Genomic DNA, 21,604 nt, shown 5'->3' on the forward strand with positions numbered 1-21,604 from the left:
TTACCTACTTAAGAAAATATAGTATGTCTGCACGAATTTTGTTAAATCCGGGAAGAGAAAAATCTCTACTGCGCCGCCACCCATGGATTTTTTCTAAGGCCATTCAAAAAGTGATTGGTAAACCGATGAGTGGTGAGACCATTGACATATATGATAGTAAAGGAAACTGGATTGCAAAAGGCGCGTGGTCACCAAATTCACAAATTCGTGTGCGAGTATGGAGTTTTGATCAAAATGAACCGATTGATGCCGACTTTTTCCTGCGCCGAATCGAAAAAGCCAAGCTAACACGACAAAAAACCATCGCCGATGGCGGCTTAACGGGCTATCGATTGATCGCAGGAGAATCAGACTATTTACCCGGCATTACCATTGACGTTTATAACGACATTATCAGCTGTCAATTACTAAGTGCGGGAGCCGAATTTCATCGTTACCACATCCTAAGCGCACTTGAGACGCTCTATCCCAATGCCAGCATCTACGACAGGTCAGACGTTGATGTGCGTAAAAAAGAAGGCTTAGAGCTAAGTAAGGGCTGGGTAAGTGAACCGCTCGCGTCGACTGAAACCGAAATATTAGAGCACGGCCTGAAAATTAAGGTAGATGTTGAAAAAGGCCATAAAACCGGTTTTTACTTAGACCAACGCGATTCGCGCTTTGCCACTGGCCGCTATGCAAAAGACAAGGAGATTCTCAACTGTTTTTGCTATACGGGTACCTTTTCTTTGCACTGTGCTAACGCGGGCGCCAAGTCAGTAGATAACGTAGACGTATCGGCGACGGCCCTTGATTTGGCTAAGCAAAACCATCAACTAAATGGCTTCGATAGCGACAACATACGCTTTATCAAAGACGATGTATTCAAGTTATTGCGACGCTACCGCGACGAAGGCAAGCAATATGATATGATTATTCTTGACCCGCCTAAATTTGCAGAATCAAAGGCACAACTCAAAGGCGCGTGTCGAGGCTACAAAGATATCAATATGCTTGCGATGCAGTTGCTCAAACCAGGTGGATATTTATTTACTTTTTCATGTTCAGGTTTAATGGATGCGGGCTTGTTTCAAAAAATTGTCGCTGATGCAGCACTCGATGCAAGACGCGAAGGGAAAATTATTGAACGCCTGCAGCAAGCGGCCGACCACCCTATTGCCTTAAGTTACCCCGAAGGCTATTACCTCAAAGGTTTGATATGCCAAATTGACTAGTGGTATATAACCCTAGAAACCAAATTGAATAAACGCGTTAAAAACATCCATAAAAGATCAACAGAGCCTAAAGCCTGTTGATCTTTTTGATACAGATTTTGTTCGCATTAAAAGCGATTTTATCCAAGCGCGGCGCGAGAGGTAAGAGTATTCCAAACCAAAGGTCGGCAACAATGGCAAAATACCTTGTAAACGAATCAAACAACCACATACTGGGACGTGTTTATTGACTATCAATGAGTTCCACAGCTAACAGAAATACAGTATCCGACTCTTGCTCACAACGGATCACTCTGCCTTGACAATCGATCAGCGGTATCGACATTTGGTCGTCATTATCTAATTGTATTTTCAACAAGGTGCCGATATCTACTGGGTGGTTTATTTCGACCGCTAATCCGTTATCACTGATATCCCGGCAGTTCGCAACCGTCTCAACGCTTGACTCTTGATCAACCAAAGTGATAATAATTTGCTGATTCATCAGCGTGCGAAAACACGTTCTGTGATCATCAAAGTCTTGTTTTTTTACTTCCATATAGCCTCTGTCATCTTAACTAACGCCGGTCGACGCCATTTTGCCATTGCCGATAAGACCAGTGCTCGACAATGTGTTATGTGGCGCACACATGAGCCTTTTGTTAATTAGATGTTAGCGCAAAGCGAGTCAATTAACCACAGTTTTTATATTGGTTTTAATCCGGTAGCAACGACCACCTAACTCAATTTGCCCCCTGCATATGCAGCGCGTTTATCGCGGTATCTGTACCTAGGCGAATTCCGCGATTTTCAGTTTAATGCGCTTCAACGACACCGGCATTGAGGTACCAATATTTTGAGCAAAAACACTGACTCGAAACTCTTCAATCATCCATCTTATATCGAGGATAGCATCATCGACCAGTTTATTTTTAGGTTGCTTTGCCAATAAATCATCATACAGCGCTTGCGCCTTGGCAACATCTAACATTTTTAAACGATCGGCGTTGGGGTCTACCGGTAACTTTTCCAAGCGACGCACAATCGCTTGCAAATACCGCAGTATATCATCGAGACGATTGACCCCACTGTTACTTACGAATCCTTTGTAAACCATGTTATTTAATTGCGTTTTGATATCGGCGTGGGCTTGGATCATAGTCAGTGCCACACTGCCTTTTAACTGCTTGGCGATATCGTGACGCAATAGCAGTACACGCTCAAGTTTAATGGCTGTTTGCAACACATGATCGGCGATTTCAGCGCGGACAAAATCACGCGCTTTGTCATAGTCTTGCTGACGATAAGGTACCAGTTCATTGCGACTTAACAAATCGGTCGCACAAGCAAGAATGCAATCATCCAAAAGATCAGAGACCTTGCCAAACGGGTTAAAATACAAACCGAGTTTGGCCTTATTGGGTAAATTTTTCTCCAAGTATTTCACCGGCGAGGGAATATTCAGTAAAATTAGTCGCGTCGCGCCTCTGAGCATCGCCTGCTCAGCCCGCTGTTGGTCTTCAAACAGTTCTATGGCAACATCTGCCCCCTTGTCTACCAATGCGGGGAAGGCTTGGATGCGAATATTCGACACCTTCTTTTCATACGAACGCGGTAAGACATTGAAATCCCATTCGCTAATGTGGTCGCGCTCAATACCTTGCTCGGCAACGGCTGCGATAGACTGCTTCACCTTGCCTTGTAACTGTTCTTGCAAGGTGGTTAAACAACGCCCCTGGGTAACTAACTTGCCCTTGTTGTCGCAAATTTTAAAATTCATCCGCAAATGCGGCTCTAACGCTCTAAAGTCAAAGCAATCGTCTGGTAAACGAACGCCAGACATGCGTAGTAAGTGTCGTCGCAACGACTCGTCTAACGGTCCCTGTTCAATATTAATTGCATCAAAACAAGCTTGTGCGTAGTTGGGGGCGGGAACAAAATTTTTGCGAAGTTGTTTCGGCAAAGAGCGGATCAATGCGGTGATTAACTCCAAACGCATTGCTGGGATCAACCATTCGAAACCTCTATCTTCAACTTGATTCAACATCGAAATAGCGATGGTCACGCTGACCCCGTCGTCATCGCTCCCAGGCTCAAAATGGTAAGATAAAGGCAGGGTTAACTTATCTTGTTGCCACGTTGTCGGGTAATCGTTTGCTTTGAGTTGTTGTTCGTTATTAAGCAGCAGCTGTTGGTCAAACTTTAACAATTGGCGGTTGTTTTTGACCTCGCGATTATACCATTTCAACAGACCCGCTTGGTTCACCACGTGATCGGCAATGTGTTGTTGATAAAAATCACATAACACTTGTTCGTCAACCAAAAAGTCTCTTCGTCTGGCTTTATCTTCAAGTACTTGTATTTTTCTAACTAAGTCTTGGTTGTGTTTAAAAAACTCAGCTTTGAGTTGAATATCGCCATGGACCAGACCTTCTAAGATCATCAATTCGCGGCTGGTTTGCGGATCTATCTTGGCAAATGCTACCTTGCGCTTGGGCACGACTACTAAGCCGTATAAGCTGACTTGCTCATAAGCCATTGCTTGGCCCTGCTTTTTATCCCAATGAGGCTCACTGTATTGATATTTAAACAAGTGCTGAGCTATTGGCTCGAGCCAGTGTGGTTCTATTTTGGCGCACATTCGAGCAAATAAACGACTGGTTTCAACCAGCTCCGCTGCCATAAGCCATTTAGGCGTTTTCTTCGCTAGACCAGAGCCGGGAAAAATATAAAATCGACTATTGCGCGCACCTTTGTATTCACGGTTCTCATCGAGATTACCAATATGGCTTAACAAGCCTGAGAGAAGCGCTTGATGAATGCGTTCGCTGCTGTTCGCTAGCTCCATATCTAACGAGCTAAACAGCCAATTTTGCTCTTTGCAGGTTTGCTTTAATTGAGCGATAATATCTTGCCATTCACGAATGCGCACATAGCTGAGAAACTCCCGCTTACACAAGGTTCGAAATTGATTATTACTCAACTGTTTTTGTTGTTGCTCAACGTACTGATACAAGTTGAGTAAACTGACAAAGTCAGATGTTTTGTCTTTAAAGCGAGTGTGTTGTTGATCCGCCGCTTGCTGTTTGTCCATCGGCCGTTCTCGAGGATCTTGGATACTCAAACCCGCTACGATAATTGCCACCTGCTTGGCGCAGCCGTTCTCGATGCCACTCAGCATCATTTTCGCGAGCCGAGGATCAACCGCAAACAGCGCCAGTTGACGCCCAGTGTTGGTTAATGAGACCCGTTGAATATCATCGGTATTAATCGCCGCCAACTCTTCGAGCAAACGCATACCATCATTAATGTTGCGTTGATCTGGTGCCTGAACAAACTCAAACTCTTCAATCTTGCCAAGTCCAAGCGCCAACATCTGCAAAATAACTGTCGCCAGATTGGTGCGAAGAATTTCTGGGTCGGTAAACTCTGGGCGACCGAGGAAGTCTTGCTCTGAGTACAGGCGTATACAAACACCCGCCGCAACACGGCCACATCGTCCAGACCGCTGATTCGCACTGGCTTGTGATATTGGTTCTATTGGCAAGCGCTGAACCTTAGTGCGATAACTGTAACGCGATATACGCGCCGTGCCGGGATCGATGACATAGCGTATTCCCGGTACAGTTAGCGAGGTTTCAGCAACGTTGGTGGCCAAAACGATATTTCGACCTCGATGTGGCGCGAAGATGCGATTTTGCTCTGCGACACTAAGTCGAGAAAACAACGGTAAGACCTGCGTATCGCGATAATTCTGTTTTTCTAAGGCTGACATTACATCGCGAATTTCTCGTTCACCGTTGAGAAAAACGAGAATATCGCCAAGCGGCAGTGCGGACAACTCATCGACGGCAGCGATGATCCCTTCAACGTAATCGCCGTCAACCTCATCTAGTGGACGATAGTGAATATCAACTGGGTATGTACGACCCGACACTTCGACGATTGGCGCATTATTAAAGTGTTTTGAAAAACGCTCTGGATCAATCGTGGCAGAAGTAATAATCACTTTCAGATCAGGGCGTTTCGGTAAAATTCGCTTGATATACCCCAAAATGAAATCGATATTGAGACTGCGTTCATGGGCTTCGTCAATAATCAAGGTATCGTATTGACGTAGTAGCTTATCCCGTTGCATTTCAGCGAGCAAGATACCATCAGTCATCAGTTTAATGTAGGTGTTATCCGACACTTGATCAGAAAAGCGCACCTTATAGCCGACTTCTTGGCCAAGGCTGACGTCCAACTCTTCTGCGATGCGCGATGCCACCGTTCGGGCTGCAATTCTACGCGGCTGTGTATGACCGATAAATCCTTCTATGCCGCGCCCTAATTCAAGGCAAATTTTCGGGATCTGCGTGGTCTTACCCGAACCCGTTTCACCGGCAATGATCACCACCTGATTATCGGCAATGACAGTTTTCAGATCGTCGACTGCTTGTGAAACAGGCAATGGTTCTGGATAGTTCACCTCAGGACACTGTTGTTGTAAGCTCGCTTTTAACTCAATGGAGCGTGTAATCGCCATCTCAACGGATTGTATTACCGCCTGTTGTTTTTCGGGCTTAGTTATTTTAGCAATCCCCTGCAGGCGTCGTTTTAATAAAAATCGATCGCATAAACGAGTCGCGGTTAAGCGCTTTTGAAGTGTTGTTAATGTTTGTTGTAATGTCACCGACACGAAGCTTCCGAAATGAACCGTCACAATATTTTCGACGATTTTAACAGGTTATCGCGTCGATGCCTATGTGAGTATTGGCTCTCTGTTAGGCAAAATGTGGTGGTGTCTTGACCCAGTCAGGCTGTTAAGGTTAGTTGTTCTATGTGGTATAACTTTTTTTTCTATTTAAAAGGGATTTAATCGAGGTACAGTGTAATATGTATGGTTATGAGATTTGCACCAGCAGTAACAAAGAGACAATAGTTCATAGGTGAATACAGTAACAGTAACCGAATCGAATAAACCAATACCTAGCACTGTGATTATTGAACAGATTCATTTTACTGCACTATTACCTATCGATATACTGTAACCACACACCATAAGCACTGCCTTTTATGTCTTGTAATAGTGCCCACCAAATCGGCACAAAAAGACGCGGCTATGCTCCGCAATCCTCGTGTCATCGACAATGAACGTTCAACTAACGTAGCGTGCGATTAAAGCCTAGCCGGCAATATGACAATCTGTCCGACGTCAGGCTCAAGGTTTAGGCCTTCTGTCGGTATATCGATTTAATGTGGCGATCAATCGCAGTTAACACATTACTGCGGCTAATAATACCTATAACGCGTCCCTCGTCATCAATAACGGGGTATAACTTGGGTTTCTGCAGTAGCATCGTCTGGGCGAGTTCAACAATACTGTCATATGGCTTGACCGTCAGCACCTGTTTGGTCATGACATTTTCTACCTCGTAACAATGCTCGCGGTAATAGCCAGTTTCCAGTATTTTTTTTAAAATATCTGATTCAGATAAAAAACCTACCAACGCCCCGTTGATATCCAATACCGGAGCACCGAGTTGGCCACTACGGGTGAGCATTTCACTGGCTTCCTCAATCGGCATTTGTGGGCGCAGTACCACTGGATGCGCATTGAGATAGTCTATTACCTTTAATGACTCCATTGCTTACCTCTAATATTCATGTTGCTTACTTTTAGCGTAGACTAATATTTAAAAATACTTAATCTTCAAGGTGATTTTTATGCTAAAAAATCACTTATCTGTTAATCACCTAGCACTTATTAACCGCGATGTAAATTAGCGATCAAGCACCGCCGCCAAGAGGGTAAAAAGCCAACTCAACGCGCGGTGTTCGGTGCTGGGATCAACGTCGTCGGTGTTAGCGTATCGGCTCTTTAAAAATCGCCACCTGAGTCTGTTCGCCTTGACGGCGAGAGGCTCGGTACATGCCTTTAGAGTTAAAAGGCATAACAATATTGGCCTGCTTATCAATAGCGATAATGCCGCCACTGCCACCGGCTTCAACCAGTACATCGTTGATCACTGTATGGGCAGCTTCCGCTAGCGAGATCCCCTGATACTGTACCCTGGCACAAATATCAGCGGCGACGTGATAACGGATAAAATACTCGCCATGACCGGTTGCCGACACCGCACACGACGCGTTATTGGCGTAGGTCCCCGCTCCGATGATGGGGGTATCACCAATGCGTCCAAAGCGCTTTGCGGTCATGCCGCCAGTTGAGGTGCCTGCAGCTAAATTGCCCTGTTGGTCGATAGCAACCGCGCCCACTGTACCCGTCTTATGCTCAGGTGAAAGTGAGTGATGAGCCGCCATATAATCTTGCTGACGGTGGCCATCAGCGGCCAATTTTTGTTTTACTTGTTGCAGTTGTTGATAGCGGCGTTCGGTATTGAAGTAACTATTGTCCACTTGCTCCAAGCCTTGCTCCGCGGCGAACTGCTCTGCCCCTTCACCACTTAACATCACGTGTACCGAATTATTTTTTACCGCATTGGCTAGCGCAATGGGACTCTTGACGTTACGCACGCCACTTACGGCACCTGCTTGTAGTGTGCGTCCATCCATAATTGAGGCGTCGAGCTCGTGTACCCCATCAAAATTATATACCGCGCCTCGGCCGGCGTTAAACAAGGGAGATGCTTCCAACACTTGAATGGCCGCAATAACCGCCTCGCTACTCGCCCCACCGGCTTCTAGTATCGCATAACCGCTATCAATGGCACTTTTTAATGTACCTTTATAGGCAATTAGCTGTTGTTCGGTAAAGTTTTCTTGTTCTATCACGCCTGCACCACCGTGTATGGCAATAGCGTAGCGCGGTGTTTGATCAGATGCACTGTTTTGAGCAAATGAAAGCGGTGAGGTTACACAACTACTGATCAGTACAAATGAGGTTGTTACAAGCTTAGTTAAGCGATTAAATTTTGGTGTTCTGTTCATATCTAAGTGTGGTTCCATTGTTGTTAAAATTGTGTTGAACAACAATTAGGTTATCACGTTTTAACCAAGTTCACGACCGCTCGCCAATCGCCCTGCAAGTATGTGCTTGTTGAAACATTTGCTAAGTTCAGCTTTAAAGCGATTACGTCAACACAGCGAATACGCGTTGGTATAGGGCAACCGATTGGGGCCCGTGTACGTCGATATAATTCATATAGATATAAAGCTAATAGGTTTTTCGTTTAATAAATATGTTTCCCCCACATCTTAGCTAATTTAATAGCTAACTCATTGTTATCTAACTTTTAAAGTATATATATCTCATGTTTCCATCAGCTTTTCATCAGGTTTTATAAGCCAAATCACGCTTTAATGAAAGAGTCGTCGGAGCACATTGAACAACAACAAAAACCACACAATAAATAGTTACTGGTTATTTAACCTCAACGACATAACGAACTACCAGTCGAGTTATATGTAGAGGAAACCTATCATGAACAAGTTTACTTTATTACTTAGTACAGCGGCGTTGTCTAGTGCTCTAGCCGTTACGCCGGCCAACGCAAATGCCATGTCGAGTTATATGGAAAATGCCTTGATTGACGTGTGTAAAGCTGCTCAATCTAACAACACCATTCGCTTTGGCAAGGCCGTTGATAGCTATCGCCTGAAAACCGAAACGGTCGCTTTGAAAGTGGTATGTAATGGAGAGAACATTGCTGATTTTGCAGCCACGCACGGCGCATATAAAACGGCAGATCGTTTAAATGACGCGTTAGGTGATGTGAGCATTGAAGACGTTGCTGACAATAAAACACAACGTTATTACGTCAACTTTTAAACCCGCTGTATTCTAACGCAACACGATGATCAATAGATCAGACGATAAGGCATAGACAATTAAGGTGATAATGTATTCGAATTCAGACTATTTCAGTCTATTGTGTCGCTAACTACATGCGCGAGAATTTACAACCGATATACACATTATCACCTTGTCAAAGCCGACTTCGCAACACCCACAGATGCAAACATCTTTGCGCCACTATTTTACCAAAAACCACAAATTTACCAACAACCACAAATTTACCAACAACCACAAATTTACCAACAACCACAAATTTACCAACAACCACAAATTTACCAACAACCACAAAGGCTTTGGTCGCCTGCCTAACCTCATTGCCAATGAGTGAGTAATGTAAGTAATACGCGATAACATGGACAATAAACGCTGTCGCAGCGTGTTTAGGATATGGCATGGGAGTATCGGATTTGTCTGCGAGCTACTGTCTCTTTGTTACTGCTCGCTCGCTTCGAATAAACATACTTCTCGCACGGTGCCTCGATTAAATGCCCGTGAATTGCTTAGTTTAATTTATTTCGTTGTTGATCTAGAGCGACCTCAATGTAGTGTTGCCACTGTTCAAAGCGACTGTCTTGCTGCAATGGCATCAAGCCAGGGTGAGGCCCGCCGTATCGAGGATCAAACCAGTGTAGCCAACCGTCATTTAAGGCCGCAGCAAATGCATCACCGGCTTCATTAAAACGCTCATCAATCAGTAACAGGATCACATCACTAACACCGTAGCCCAAGTAGCCCATTCTATTTTGTTCAGTTAACGTAACCAACAGCTCTCGAGCCAACCGCTGTGCCGCTTGCTTCTGGCCGGCCTTAGACAAGGCGTAAATGTAATCGACCCTATCACTGACAAGTGTTTTGTCGGCACGGCCATCACTATCGTCATCTGTGTTGAACAAGGGCGCGAATTGTTCTACCGTAGCCTCATATTCGCCAGCCAGTAATAAAGCCCTCGCGTATAACAATCGCCCTTTTGCTTCGCCTAATTGTTCGAGTTCTTTACAAACTGACGTCGCATCTGCTGCGCTGTGATTGCGCAACGAATCCCTGCATTGTTTACTAAGCACCATCGGTGGTGACAGCGTGTCATTGTCTAGTTGATAATGAGCTTTTGCTTGCGAGAATCGTTGCAAGTAGTAATAACTGTCTGCGGCTAGCGCAGTGATCCGCGGTGAAATTTGCTGCTCATTAAGCCTATTTTGATGGATAAGAGCATGACTAAATTTACCCGTATCGACATACAACTGCATCAATAGTTGATGCAGTTGTGATTCATTAGGATGCCGTTTTAAATATTCATCTAACAAGCCGATAGCGGTGATAGAATTACCCAGTTGGCTTTGCAGGGTAGCCCATTGATACATGGCGTTAGCATGCTCACTGTCACTTTCGAGAACGGTTTGTAGTAAATTCACCGCCTGCTGATGTTCACCGTTAGCTCGGTATAAAGTTGCTGTGTAGATTTGTAGCTCTATGGGGTTGGTTTGCAATGCAATGGCCGATTCTAATTGCTGTATTGTCGTTGCCAAACTCGCGCCTTGAAAGCGAAAATCGTATAGGCTCTGGGCCGCAACAGCAGTACCATCTTGATAACCATTAACGGTTAATGTATCGAGTAATTGTTGCACCCGTCGCTGTGCATTAGCGTCCATTTGTGGCCAACTCAACATGTATGTCCACGCTAATTCGGAGTACAAAAACCACTCGTTCGGATATGTTAACACCGCGTTTTCGAGAAGCGTTTTCGCCGTAGCCAAATTATCGGTACTGTAGGAGCGGCGCAATTGTCGCGCCTCGTGACGCAACATAGCTGCTTGTAGCGTTTTCAACGATACATGGGATAAATCAAGCTTGTCGATGACCGCTACATAAACAAAGTGATCAAGGGTTTGACTGACGTTGTTAACTAAGGTGTGATACGCTTGCTGGTCGCCGGCAAAGGATTGACTCCAAAGCACATCGCCATTATCGGCGTTAATGAAATAGACGGTAACGTGATATTCCTCGCCCACTTGTTGCACACCACCGCGAATAATAAAATCAACGTTTGCTCCCGACAAATCAACCAATGAGTCAGAGTCAACAACCACATTCGCCGTATTCGAATTACTCAGTGTCGATAACAAGCGTTGTGACAACACATTGGCAACCATCGCGGTGCTAGGTTGCTGATCTATAGACGAGAAGGTATCTATTTTGAGATTGATTTTACTCACTTTAGCAGACGCAATGGGCGTATCGGTCCGCTCAGACAGCGTTTCTACTGTTAGTAACACAAATAACACGACAATGGCGATGGTCATTATAAGCGCGCTATAGATAATGAATTTAGTTGACAAAGGCTTAGTATTGTCGGCGGATAACAGCTGTTCAACCGACGCTTGAGGTTCGGTTTCGGGGAGCTCTAAGATATAGCCGTGCTTGGGAATGGTTTTAATGTATTTATGAACTTTTGCCGTGTCACCCAATTTTTTACGCAACACGGATATAGCGCGAGTGATCACCTCATCAGAGGTATAGCTCGATTGCCATACTTGTTCGGTTAACTCCTCTCGAGAGATAACCCGATTGGCATTTTGCAACATATAAACCAGCACATCCATGATCTTGGGCTCGAGGTGAACAACAAGATCCCCTTTTTGAATAACTGATTTATCGTGAAGAACAATCCATTGATCTAACACTAATGGCTGTCCATTTGATTTCACATTGCACCCTTTAGCTTAAAGCTTCGCGCAATGTAAGACCTTACAAGCTGATCGCAGCAGCGACAGCATACCCCTAAAACAAAGCGCAGTAGCCAATCACTAGGCGAATATTCAAAGGCAATGTGTATCGTTAAACAACGAGCTACCATCGCCTGTTCATCGCAACTAGCCTGTCTAATTTTAGACGTTATGCCGCTATATTGCTCTTTTTATCTGGGCTAAGTTAACGTTGCGATTTGCAACTACAGTTGGCTGAGCATGTCTTGATGGTATTGTGTGCTATCAACGCTCAGTGCCAAACAACTGAGATGTTCGTTTAAGCGGTTTTGCTCTCGCATCAGTGAATCAAGGGTAATGGTATTATCATCCAAATGGTATAACTGCTCGCACGCGCGATAGTAAAACGCCAAGGTGATTAACGCGTTTATGTCGTTGTCTTGATAGGCTCGTTGCTTGATCTTGGCCAACTTGCGATAGATTGCGTTGATTTGCTGTTTAAGTCGCCAGACATAGTGTACTTCATGCATAAACGGATGATGCCTGTATCGATGTATAAGCGACAAAGATATCAGTAGTGCCATTGCTACGCCCAAGATATTGAGGTAGAAATTATCTCCCCCTTGACGTTGCAACACCGTTATCAGGCCTTGGCTAATCGCCAGTGACAAACTCGCAAAACCAAGGATAAATACCACAATAACGCGATTCAAATGGCTGCGATAACGCTGCTTATCTATTTTTTCTATGTTCATGGCTGGTTCGTTGTTTCACTCGATTTATTGATAATTCGCGCCGTCAACCCCGACGCTCGATTCACTTTTGTCAATACAGAACGCTCAAAGACCGACTGACGACAATATAATTCGATGTGCTTTTTAGCACGAGTGATCCCGGTATACAAGAGTTCCCTTGATAATAAACGCTGATGCATATCACTCACCACCATGGCCACACGTGAGAACTCAGAACCTTGAGTTTTATGAATCGTCATCGCAAACACCGTCTCGTAACTGGGTAAGCGAGCTAGCGGCACCCGTCGGTAGCCATTGCCATCCTGAAAATAGGCAACAAGCGGTTGCCCTTTAATTTGCCAAAGTAAACCGATGTCGCCATTGTACAACCCCGTGGGGTAATGATTTTCAGTGATCATAATCGGCTTGCCATGGTACGGTTTATTGATATCGTACACTAGCCCCTTACTTTGTAAAATTTGTTCAACGCTCTGATTAATATGGTCAACCCCGTATTCTCCATTGCGCCCAGGCGATAAAATTCTAAAACCATCGAGCAACGCAAACGCCTCATCGAGTGCATCACAGCGCAACAGGGAAACGTAATATCGATTAACCAAACCAACTAGGTACTGATAAAAATTGTCGCTCCCCGACCACGCTACCTCTTCGTCGCCTTGGCTTATCAACTGCCAGCCCTTTTCGGCGTCGCCATTAATAACGCATGCCGCCAATTGCCCGATACCGCCATCACTGCGAAAACGTCGGCTGTACGTTAAGTAACACAAATAATCGAGACTTTGTTGATGTGCATCAATGGCGCTAAAGTTGCTCGCAAGCGACGTCAACCAGGTCAAGTTTTTGCCACCTAACTGGGTCTTCCCATAGGGCGCCAGATCGGCAAGCACACTGCCCGTTGCAACCGACGGTAACTGGTTGGCATCGCCGAGCATGATGATCCGTGCAGTTGGTTTTAACGCTCTAAAAATCCGACTCATCATCGCCAGATCGACCATCGAAACCTCATCAATTAACAACACATCACATAGTAACGGATTTGTTTCGTTGTGCTTGAAGTTGACTGAGTTAGGTATAAAACCCAGTAATCGATGGATAGTTGAAGCCTGAGTTGGAATTTTAGCCAACAACTCTGGAGCGTATTGAGTCTGCTGCTGAAAACCGTTTACGGCACTTACAATCGATTCACTCAGGCGTTGGGCAGCTTTACCTGTTGGTGCTGCCATCTCGATGTGGAGTGACTCATCTAGCATCAATAACGCCAACAGTAACTTGGTCACCGTATACGTTTTTCCGGTACCAGGACCACCGGCAATAATTGCTAGCGATTTATTCAACGCATTAGCAACGCTGACCGCTTGCCAATCAATCGTGTTTCCATCCGAATCTTCAAACAGCTGTTCAATAATGGCTTGACAACGAGCCTCGTCGACATCGACTAACCGGTGACACTTATCGTTAATGGCATTGGCCACTTCCACTTCAAAGCGATAGTAACGCCGTAAATACAGATTACCGTACTCATAAACCAGTAATTCACTTTGTTGATCAGGGCTAAAAAACTGGATCAACAAGGTGTCGAGTTGTTCAAAGCTGGCAAAGCGAAAGCCTTGCTTTGGCTCAACAACAGTTCGCTCAGAAGCACTCAAATCGTCAACAAACCAACGCTGAGCGCTGAGCTGTTTTACCGACGTGCAACTGTGACCTTGACGATGCGCTTGTAATAGCGCCATCACCAAATGTAACAACTGTTGGTATTGATGTTGGTCAATGCGATGCTCGCCAGCGACCAGTGAATCAATGACACTAAGCCCGCTGTAATAATCAATAGCTTCAATTCCAGCCAAGGTTTCACAGGCATGGTAATAATCCCTATACACTGGTTCTAAGGCTGAATTACTTAGCGCGGGCACTACTATTGTCATGGCGTTTCCCTATTACCTAAACTGGGTTAAAACAGCTCAAACTGCTGTTGATCATCATCGTTACTAGCGGGCGTTTGCGTTAGTTCGCTTTCGCCGTTATTGGCCCGGTATGCAAGGCCGTCTTCAACGAGTCGCTGTTTGCATTCGTCGCTCAGAGGTTGACCTCGAAACACTCGGTCCAGTGCGTCAATTAACTGACCTGAAAGAGGGTGGAAAAACACCCCTTCGCGCTTCGTGTTTTTATCAGACATCGCCCGAAGGTACAGATAATACACACCGCCAAAATCTTCTTCAAACAAGTAGTTATCCAGACGCTCTGCCAAATAGCGATGCAGCGCTAGCGCGTAAATGAGAAATTGCACATCGTAGTGATGGGCGATAATGTGTTTGGTCAACTGAGCCGTTTGATAGTGACTCATCTCATCGCCAAGGTGACTCGACTTATAGTCACACAGATAATATTTAACTCGTTGTTGTTGGTTGACATCGGTGGCGAAGATCAAGTCGATAAAACCGTGCATCATACCTTGAAGGTCTCTCGCCGAGGCTAATAAAAACGGTTTAAATTCTATTTGAGCTATGCCCAAGTAATATTGACGAAAGTGATTGACTAACCATTGAAACGACTGTGTGTCGACGGTTTCCATGGGAAAGTAGAACTCCGCCTCTTTTAGCGTTTGCGATTTGCTCAACAACGACAAGCTAAGTCGCTGTTCACTTAACGGCGTGGCAACAATCTCGTCTAGCCATTGATAAAACAACTGCGGTTCAAATGTTGGAGGTAAATTGGTTATGCGATGTAAATGTCCCGATACCTGTGTTGACCAATTGACCTGGTTAAAATCACTGTGCTCTAAAATGTCGTGCAACAAATTACCGGTTTTCGCGCCCTTGGGGAATGAAAAGCGTACATCTTGTTGTCCCGCACTACCGACATCAGTTTGCTCACCTTGATCGCGTTCGGCATCGAGGCGGCCAAAATGACGCATATTGCGGGTCAGTGCTGAAAACGAGCTTAGCCACCAATCGCGTTCAATTCGGCCCGTAAACGCAGGCAGTCGGGTGTCTTCTATTGGTTGCTCATCTACACTCACCGCGTCTCTCATTATTTGGCGATCATCAGCCCAACCAACACCACTGTCATCGGTTAACAACGGCGCTAGTGCATCTTTAAAGTGCTCTTGCTCGGCCATTTTCAAAGTGTGCCCTAGCGGTGACAAATGGTAGTTTTCATATTTTACAAGGGGCAGATAACAGCGATACTGAGCACGCGTTATTGCCACATACAACAAGCGTATATCTTCACTGTAATGCTCTTTCGCCGTTTGCCGTTGAACTGCTTCATTCTCGCCGAGATGCCATTTAGTTCCTTGCTCTTGGTGATGATATTTAAGCACAGTTTTATTGACTAAGCCGAACTTAAGCGGGTCTTTGTGACGTGTCGCAAACGGGACGAAAACAATGGGGTACTCCAATCCCTTTGAGCCGTGTAGGGTTACAATTTGTACTAAGTTTGCATCACTTTCCAAACGCAGCTCTGCTACTTGTGATAATGGATTATGACATTGCTCGGTTAAATACGAGGCCAATTGTGGCATTTGCCGCATCCGTTGCCACGCCTGCTGCAACAACTCAAATAAATGAATGATATTGGTCAGTTGTCGCTCATTAGTCGCTTTGTGTTTAGGGTAATACTCGTGAAGTAATTTCAGCCCCATGGCCATAAAACCGCGTTTGAGCCACAGTTTATGCAATTGTAAAAATCCGTGTTTAGTGCGCTCATACAGACCTTCATCCGATTGCAAAGCAGAGATTTGCTCAGCGCTAAAGTCAAAGTAGAGGGTCGCCAAGGCTCCGATAAAACGCTTGTCGTCTTGATAGTGAATGATGGCATCAAGTACGGTAATAAATTGTAGCGCCACTTCAGACTCAAATAAGTTGTCTCGTTGCGACTTGTACACACTGGCGACACCGACATTGTTCAATGCGTCTTGCATTTCACCAGCTTCGCGAGAATCCCTCACCAAAAGCGCTATATCAGCGGCCACGACCCTTTGCTTCGACCCGCCTTGGAGGTGGGCACTGGCGAGTAAGCGTTTAACTTCAAGTGCGCACCAGGTGGCAACAACCTGTCGGTATTCACTCTTGACGTTGTTTCGATACTGGTAGTTTTCGGTATCACTAAACTCAATGAATTGCAGTGCTTGATAACCACTGCTATCAACCAAGTTTTTCCGGTCGGCAAACGGCGAAGGTTTAACGGGCTGATAATCAATACCAAACCCAAACACATCCTTTCCAGTAGCATCTAGGCTATTACCGTAAAACAGGTGGTTATAGCCGGCAATCATCGCACTGGAACTGCGCCAATTGGTGTCCATGACCCAGCGTTTGCCAACTTGTGTACTGGCCTTTAAATAGGTGAAGATATCGCCACCGCGAAAGCCGTAAATCGCTTGTTTGGGATCGCCGATTAAATACACGCCATAATGCTCAGGCTTGGTCTGAGATAAGTAGAGATGCTGCAATATACTGAATTGACGTTGGTCGGTGTCTTGAAATTCATCGATAAGCGCGACAGGATATTGCCGCCTTAATAAGTCGGTTAACGGCTTAGACAGGTGTTCATGCTCATTTTCTAAAGCATCGCTTAAGCGTGCAATTAAATCATCAAAGCTCAAAACATTGTGCTGTCTCTTGCTGTTTGACACATCCTGTTGTATTCGAGCTATCAAGCTTAACAACAAGCTAAAAACCTCCAGCTTTGCTAACGCTTGTGATAGCCCGTCCACTTGTTTTTTAAGCCGTTCTGACGATTTAAAAGCATGTTGTAGTTGCTGTTTAACGTCTCTTTTGTCTTCGCCTTTTGGCAGCCGATTGGCCGCGATAAACTTGAAGTCAACCGGTTCAGAAATTACTTGTTGCAGCGCTGTAACACACGCTTGCTGATCGTCTTTTGCGCGCTCAGTAAGACCACCAAGTTTGGCCGTAAAAGCCAATAATTGCTCCCATTCCTGTTGCCTTGCTTGTAATTGCTTGCCCTTTTTACTGGCAATAAGATGGGTATAAATTAACGCCTCGTGTTGGCACAAATCGTCATTGGCTAGCCGAGCTTGAGCACCAATGGCTTCAGTAAAATCTGCGACAGTGTCGATACTGGGCTGTTGTTCACTGCGCAGCACTGGCAAAAATGCCTGAATAAACTGCTCCGGTGTTGCCCAGTGTGTCGTGAGCAACTGGTAGTCATCGGTTTGCTCTTTGGCTAAACGCCGATACACATCTTGAGTGGCTTGGAGATAAAAGTAATTATCGTCAGCTTCCATGTCGGTTGAAAAACTCAAGCCAGAAGCAAAAGCTTGTTCGCCGAGAACCCGAGCGCAAAAGCCATGAATGGTATAAATTGACGCTTGATCGAGATTTATTAACGCTTGTTTGATTACCGCATCGACATAGTGCTGATCAAATTGTTGACCTAAGTGATAAAAATACGGGTTGTTTGGATCTTGACTATAGCTTTGCCAATGCGCCAAGGTCTCGCGCAAAAATGCATCAATGCGACCGCGAATTTCCTCTGTTGCCGCCTTGGTAAACGTCATAACCAGTATTTGTTCTACGGTTAACTGTCGTTCCAACAACAAACGTAAATACAAACGGGTAATATTGAATGTTTTACCTGTACCAGCACTGGCTTCGATTAAGTGTGAACCGTGTAAGTCAATAATATGGGCGTCTAAAATCTGCATCTACTTAATCCCTGCTCTGTTGTGCCACGCCAATAAGTTGCATTGTGATCCCTGAAAACATCGGTGCATACAAGGTTAATAGCTCAGCCCACAAGGCTTCTATATCCGGGCATTGTTGGAAAAAATATCGCCGATAGGGGTCTTCACCGATACTCGCAACTTGACCAAAATCACTCCCTTGCCAGTATTTTTCAAAGCGCGGTTGTTCAGGCGGCTTTGGATTAAACGCTTGTCGTTTCCACATTAAATCAAACGCCATCGATGCATCAACTAACAGTGCTTGTTGCTGACCAAGTAAAAACGTTTTGACAAACTGCAACAGTTGTTGTTTGGCATCCTCGACAGGCTCAAGACGAACAATCGCGACGCTGTCTTCTTTGCCCTGCTTTGCTTGATGAAAATAGTAACCATAACTTGTCACACGATGATCGGTATGACTTACTTGCACCAATAAATGCTGTAAGTAAAGCTTCATTAAATCATTGCCCTTTGTCGACGCGTGTCGATAGTCAACACAGAAGATTTTATCTTCACTGCGCAAAGTGGCAACACTACCCTGCACGCAAATCTCACCCTGCTCAGTAGTTAAGGTCACTTGGTGACGCTGTTCGTTATCGAAGTGATCTATTGATAATTGATCATTATTGGTCACCACCTTTAAATGCGAGGTTAAGGTGTTGGCAAATCCGAGCATTTGATCTTGCCATTGTTGTAGCGTTTCAGCTAGCGATGGCACATCGGGAAATTCACCAGACAGCGCGGCAAATTGCTGTTGTTCAACAAACGCCGGAGTCTTATTGGTTGTCAGTGCAAGGGCTAAAGCATCTCCTTTAAACAGGTAACTGGTGAGCGCATTGGTTTGAAATGGCTCGACATCATCGATCAACGTATTCGTTTGTTCAAAATACAGCTTTAACTGGCGTTGCGCAAAGTAGCGCGTCGGGTGTTTAAAAAATTCAATGACTTGGTCAAGATCAACGGTCACTGGCAAGGTTACATCGGTTGAGGTGCTATGTTGACTGAGCGATAGCTCCGCGTTGGATACCAAAACGGTTCCACTAGTTGAATCACCTGACGACATTTCAGCACTTATCGGCTCTGACTTTTGTGTCAACGCTAACCAGTTTTGATCGAAGCTGGCAAATCGATTGCTTATGCTATAGTTCTGCTTTGCAAACGCCTGTAAAGGCAATTGTCTTAGCCCGTCGTTGTCACCTTGCTCAAATGACCACTGATAACCACTTTGCAAATACTCCATTAACTCGCGTAGAACAATCGAGGGCTGGCGTTCATTGTTGTTTTTGCTATCGCGTCCTTGATAACTTAAATACAAGTGTTGCCGCGCCGAGATAAGCGCCTCTAAAAATAGGTATTTATCATCACCTCGACGAGAGCGATCGCCAATTTTAGCGTCACTCAACTGCATTAGATCAAAACCAACTGGTATTCTTTGTCGAGGATACTCACCGTCGTTTAGCCCTAATATAGCGACCACCTTAAATGGGATCGAACGCATCGGCATCATAGAACAAAAGGTAATTTGACCGATCATAAATTGACGACCTGGATCAGGTTGTGAAAAGTGGTGATTTAAGAAATCGCTAACCACCGACCAATCTACCACATGCTCATACTTAGCTTCATCGACATAGTGTTGCAGTTGCTCCAGCGCGTGATGGATAATATTCAAGCCGTTATCGTCGTCAGAATCAGCAAACAAGCGCTGTACTTGTAGGGTTAAAAATTGATACCACTGCTCAGGCGTTTTTTGCGTTTGCATCACCCGTTGCATGTGTTGTAATTGTTCGAGAAAAAGGATTAACTTGCCCAATATTAACGCATCGTTACCCTCTACATCGGCTAGCACCACCCCTCCTCGTAACAAAGTGTCGCGATCGCCATAAGCAAAGCCTTGCAGCAATTTCGACAACCCTTGCTGCCAGGTAAACTGAGACGTTTGTCGATCTGATTGCAGCAACGTTTTTTTGTGCTCTGCGTCGAGCCCCCAATACACATTGGCATGGATTAACCACTCGCGGACTCGTTCAACATCGTTAACGCTCAATCCAAATCGCTGCCGCACGCTATTAAGCTCTAACAGTGACAGAATCGAAGCAACACTAAAGCGGCTATCAGGCATCGACAATAACTCACTAAACGCATGCACTAATGGTTCACTTTCTTTACTCACCCGATCGGCAATAGAACACGGCAGCGGTGGCACCCCTTCACCGATATCGTCCCAACCGCGCACAAACACCGAATCGATGTATGCAGCATACGCCTCGACCTGCGGACACATAACAATAACATCCTTTGGCGTGATGTCTGGATCATTGTTAAACAGGTGAAGTAGGTAGTCATGTAAGCCTTGTACTTCGCGCAGTGCACTGTGCGCACTGGTGATCACCACTGAATCATCAAATCGTGCCTGTGGTGACTCCCTGGCATCGTGCAGGGTGAGAATATCGCGCTGTAAATGCATCAACACCGACGCCTGTGTCGCCTTATCTGGCGTTGATTCAAACAATTGGTCGTAGAGCGGGATTTCGATATTTTCTACACCGTGTAATAACGACAAAAACTCTCTTCCCTGTTGACCTAAATTAGCCAATAATGGGTTAACTGCGTGTCCATCTATGATGTCTTCAGGCCACTTGCCCAACTGTTGCAAGTAGGCCTGCTTCGCTCTCGCTTTGTCGGTTTGTACATCTGACCAAAATTCAAAACACGGATTGAGATGAAATACGTGAACATCGGTATAATCGGCTAATAACTCTAAAAACTCGAGCCACATCGGGGCTAAAGCGTTAATGCCAAACAAGGATATGCGTTGCGGTAACAGATGACTCAAGTGTTCAATATTGTTAGTTGCGATTGTCATCAGTTGACTGGGATCGTACGGGATATCTTGTTGTAGATAGAACCAAATCGCACATTGCCAGCGCTGCGCTTGGTTAAACACCTGATCATCACTGGCGACGTGTTTACCCTTGCGCCATTTGGCTAACCACTCAGGTCGATAGATCAAATACTGCTCGTACAAATCGGCGAGCTGACAAGCTAATTGGTAACGCCGCAAATCTTGCTGGTTACCGCTGTTATACCAGTAATCGGTCGCTTCAAGGCATGCCTCATCGGCGATTACCTCGCTCTGTTGTAACAACGCATCGATGCGCCAACTCAACACCTCCCTTGAGTAAGGCAATTGCTCGGGAAATTGCTCCTTACACAAGGTTTTCAACAGCGTCCACAAATACTGCGCAGGAAGAACAAAATCGCTGTTCATACTGATCCTATTAGCCTTTGCGACTTCCATGTTCAGCCAATGCTGTAATCCCTGACTTTGCACCATAACCGTTTCTTTAGCCAGAATAGGTAGCGGTTTAAGCTGTCGAATCTTTAAAAATAAACTCAACAAGTCTTCCATGCGGTTGGCCGGATAAATATAAAACAAGTCAACATCCCGATCTAAATAATACCTTTGATGC

The 21,604-nt window shown here is 45.1% G+C and carries 12 protein-coding genes; 2 read left to right on the forward strand and 10 right to left on the reverse strand.

The window, feature by feature from the left end; all coding sequences use genetic code 11:
* Nucleotides 1-23: 23 nt before the first annotated feature.
* Entirely contained in the window at nt 24-1,214 is a 1,191-nt protein-coding gene (locus ACAY30_RS07600; protein WP_290251959.1) for a class I SAM-dependent methyltransferase, read from the forward strand.
* 223 nt (nt 1,215-1,437) lie between these two features.
* Here ACAY30_RS07600 and ACAY30_RS07605 read toward each other — a convergent pair whose 3' ends face one another.
* The 4 genes from ACAY30_RS07605 to ACAY30_RS07620 form a co-directional block, all read right to left on the reverse strand.
* A complete protein-coding gene (locus ACAY30_RS07605; RefSeq protein WP_290251960.1) occupies nt 1,438-1,752 on the reverse strand; it encodes a PilZ domain-containing protein in 315 nt (104 codons plus the stop codon).
* Nucleotides 1,753-1,983: 231 nt separating this feature from the next.
* On the reverse strand, nt 1,984-5,868 hold the full coding sequence (gene hrpA, locus ACAY30_RS07610; RefSeq protein WP_290251995.1) for an ATP-dependent RNA helicase HrpA: 3,885 nt from the start codon (nt 5,866-5,868) through the stop codon (nt 1,984-1,986).
* Between the two features lie 535 nt (nt 5,869-6,403).
* Entirely contained in the window at nt 6,404-6,823 is a 420-nt protein-coding gene (locus tag ACAY30_RS07615) for a CBS domain-containing protein (protein WP_290251961.1), read from the reverse strand.
* 217 nt (nt 6,824-7,040) lie between these two features.
* Nucleotides 7,041-8,126: an isoaspartyl peptidase/L-asparaginase family protein gene (locus ACAY30_RS07620; protein WP_290251962.1), complete on the reverse strand. Its 1,086-nt coding sequence runs from the start codon at nt 8,124-8,126 to the stop codon at nt 7,041-7,043.
* A gap of 493 nt (nt 8,127-8,619) precedes the next feature.
* On the opposite strand from ACAY30_RS07620, the gene ACAY30_RS07625 reads away from it, so the two are divergent.
* A complete protein-coding gene (locus ACAY30_RS07625) occupies nt 8,620-8,967 on the forward strand; it encodes a DUF3718 domain-containing protein (RefSeq protein WP_290251963.1) in 348 nt (115 codons plus the stop codon).
* Between the two features lie 157 nt (nt 8,968-9,124).
* Here ACAY30_RS07625 and ACAY30_RS07630 read toward each other — a convergent pair whose 3' ends face one another.
* The 6 genes from ACAY30_RS07630 to recC all read right to left on the reverse strand — a co-directional run bounded on the left by ACAY30_RS07630 (nt 9,125) and on the right by recC (nt 21,570).
* Nucleotides 9,125-9,388, reverse strand: coding sequence for a hypothetical protein (locus ACAY30_RS07630; RefSeq protein ID WP_290251964.1), 264 nt, complete (start codon nt 9,386-9,388; stop codon nt 9,125-9,127).
* Between the two features lie 106 nt (nt 9,389-9,494).
* Nucleotides 9,495-11,696: a winged helix-turn-helix domain-containing protein gene (locus ACAY30_RS07635; protein ID WP_290251965.1), complete on the reverse strand. Its 2,202-nt coding sequence runs from the start codon at nt 11,694-11,696 to the stop codon at nt 9,495-9,497.
* Between the two features lie 242 nt (nt 11,697-11,938).
* The gene (locus ACAY30_RS07640) at nt 11,939-12,448 is read right to left on the reverse strand and encodes a DUF3087 family protein (protein ID WP_290251966.1); all 510 of its coding nucleotides are present in this window, start codon (nt 12,446-12,448) and stop codon (nt 11,939-11,941) included.
* Nucleotides 12,445-14,370 (reverse strand): exodeoxyribonuclease V subunit alpha, encoded by a 1,926-nt coding sequence (recD, locus tag ACAY30_RS07645; protein ID WP_290251967.1) that lies wholly within the window; start codon nt 14,368-14,370, stop codon nt 12,445-12,447. The genes ACAY30_RS07640 and recD overlap by 4 nt, the downstream gene beginning before the upstream one ends.
* A 26-nt stretch (nt 14,371-14,396) precedes the next feature.
* Nucleotides 14,397-18,113, reverse strand: coding sequence for an exodeoxyribonuclease V subunit beta (recB, locus tag ACAY30_RS07650; protein WP_290251968.1), 3,717 nt, complete (start codon nt 18,111-18,113; stop codon nt 14,397-14,399).
* Nucleotides 18,114-18,117: 4 nt separating this feature from the next.
* The gene (recC, locus tag ACAY30_RS07655) at nt 18,118-21,570 is read right to left on the reverse strand and encodes an exodeoxyribonuclease V subunit gamma (RefSeq protein ID WP_290251969.1); all 3,453 of its coding nucleotides are present in this window, start codon (nt 21,568-21,570) and stop codon (nt 18,118-18,120) included.
* Nucleotides 21,571-21,604 lie beyond the last annotated feature (34 nt).

Source organism: Thalassotalea ponticola (assembly GCF_041379045.1).
Classification (GTDB): Bacteria; Pseudomonadota; Gammaproteobacteria; order Enterobacterales; family Alteromonadaceae; genus Thalassotalea_A; species Thalassotalea_A ponticola.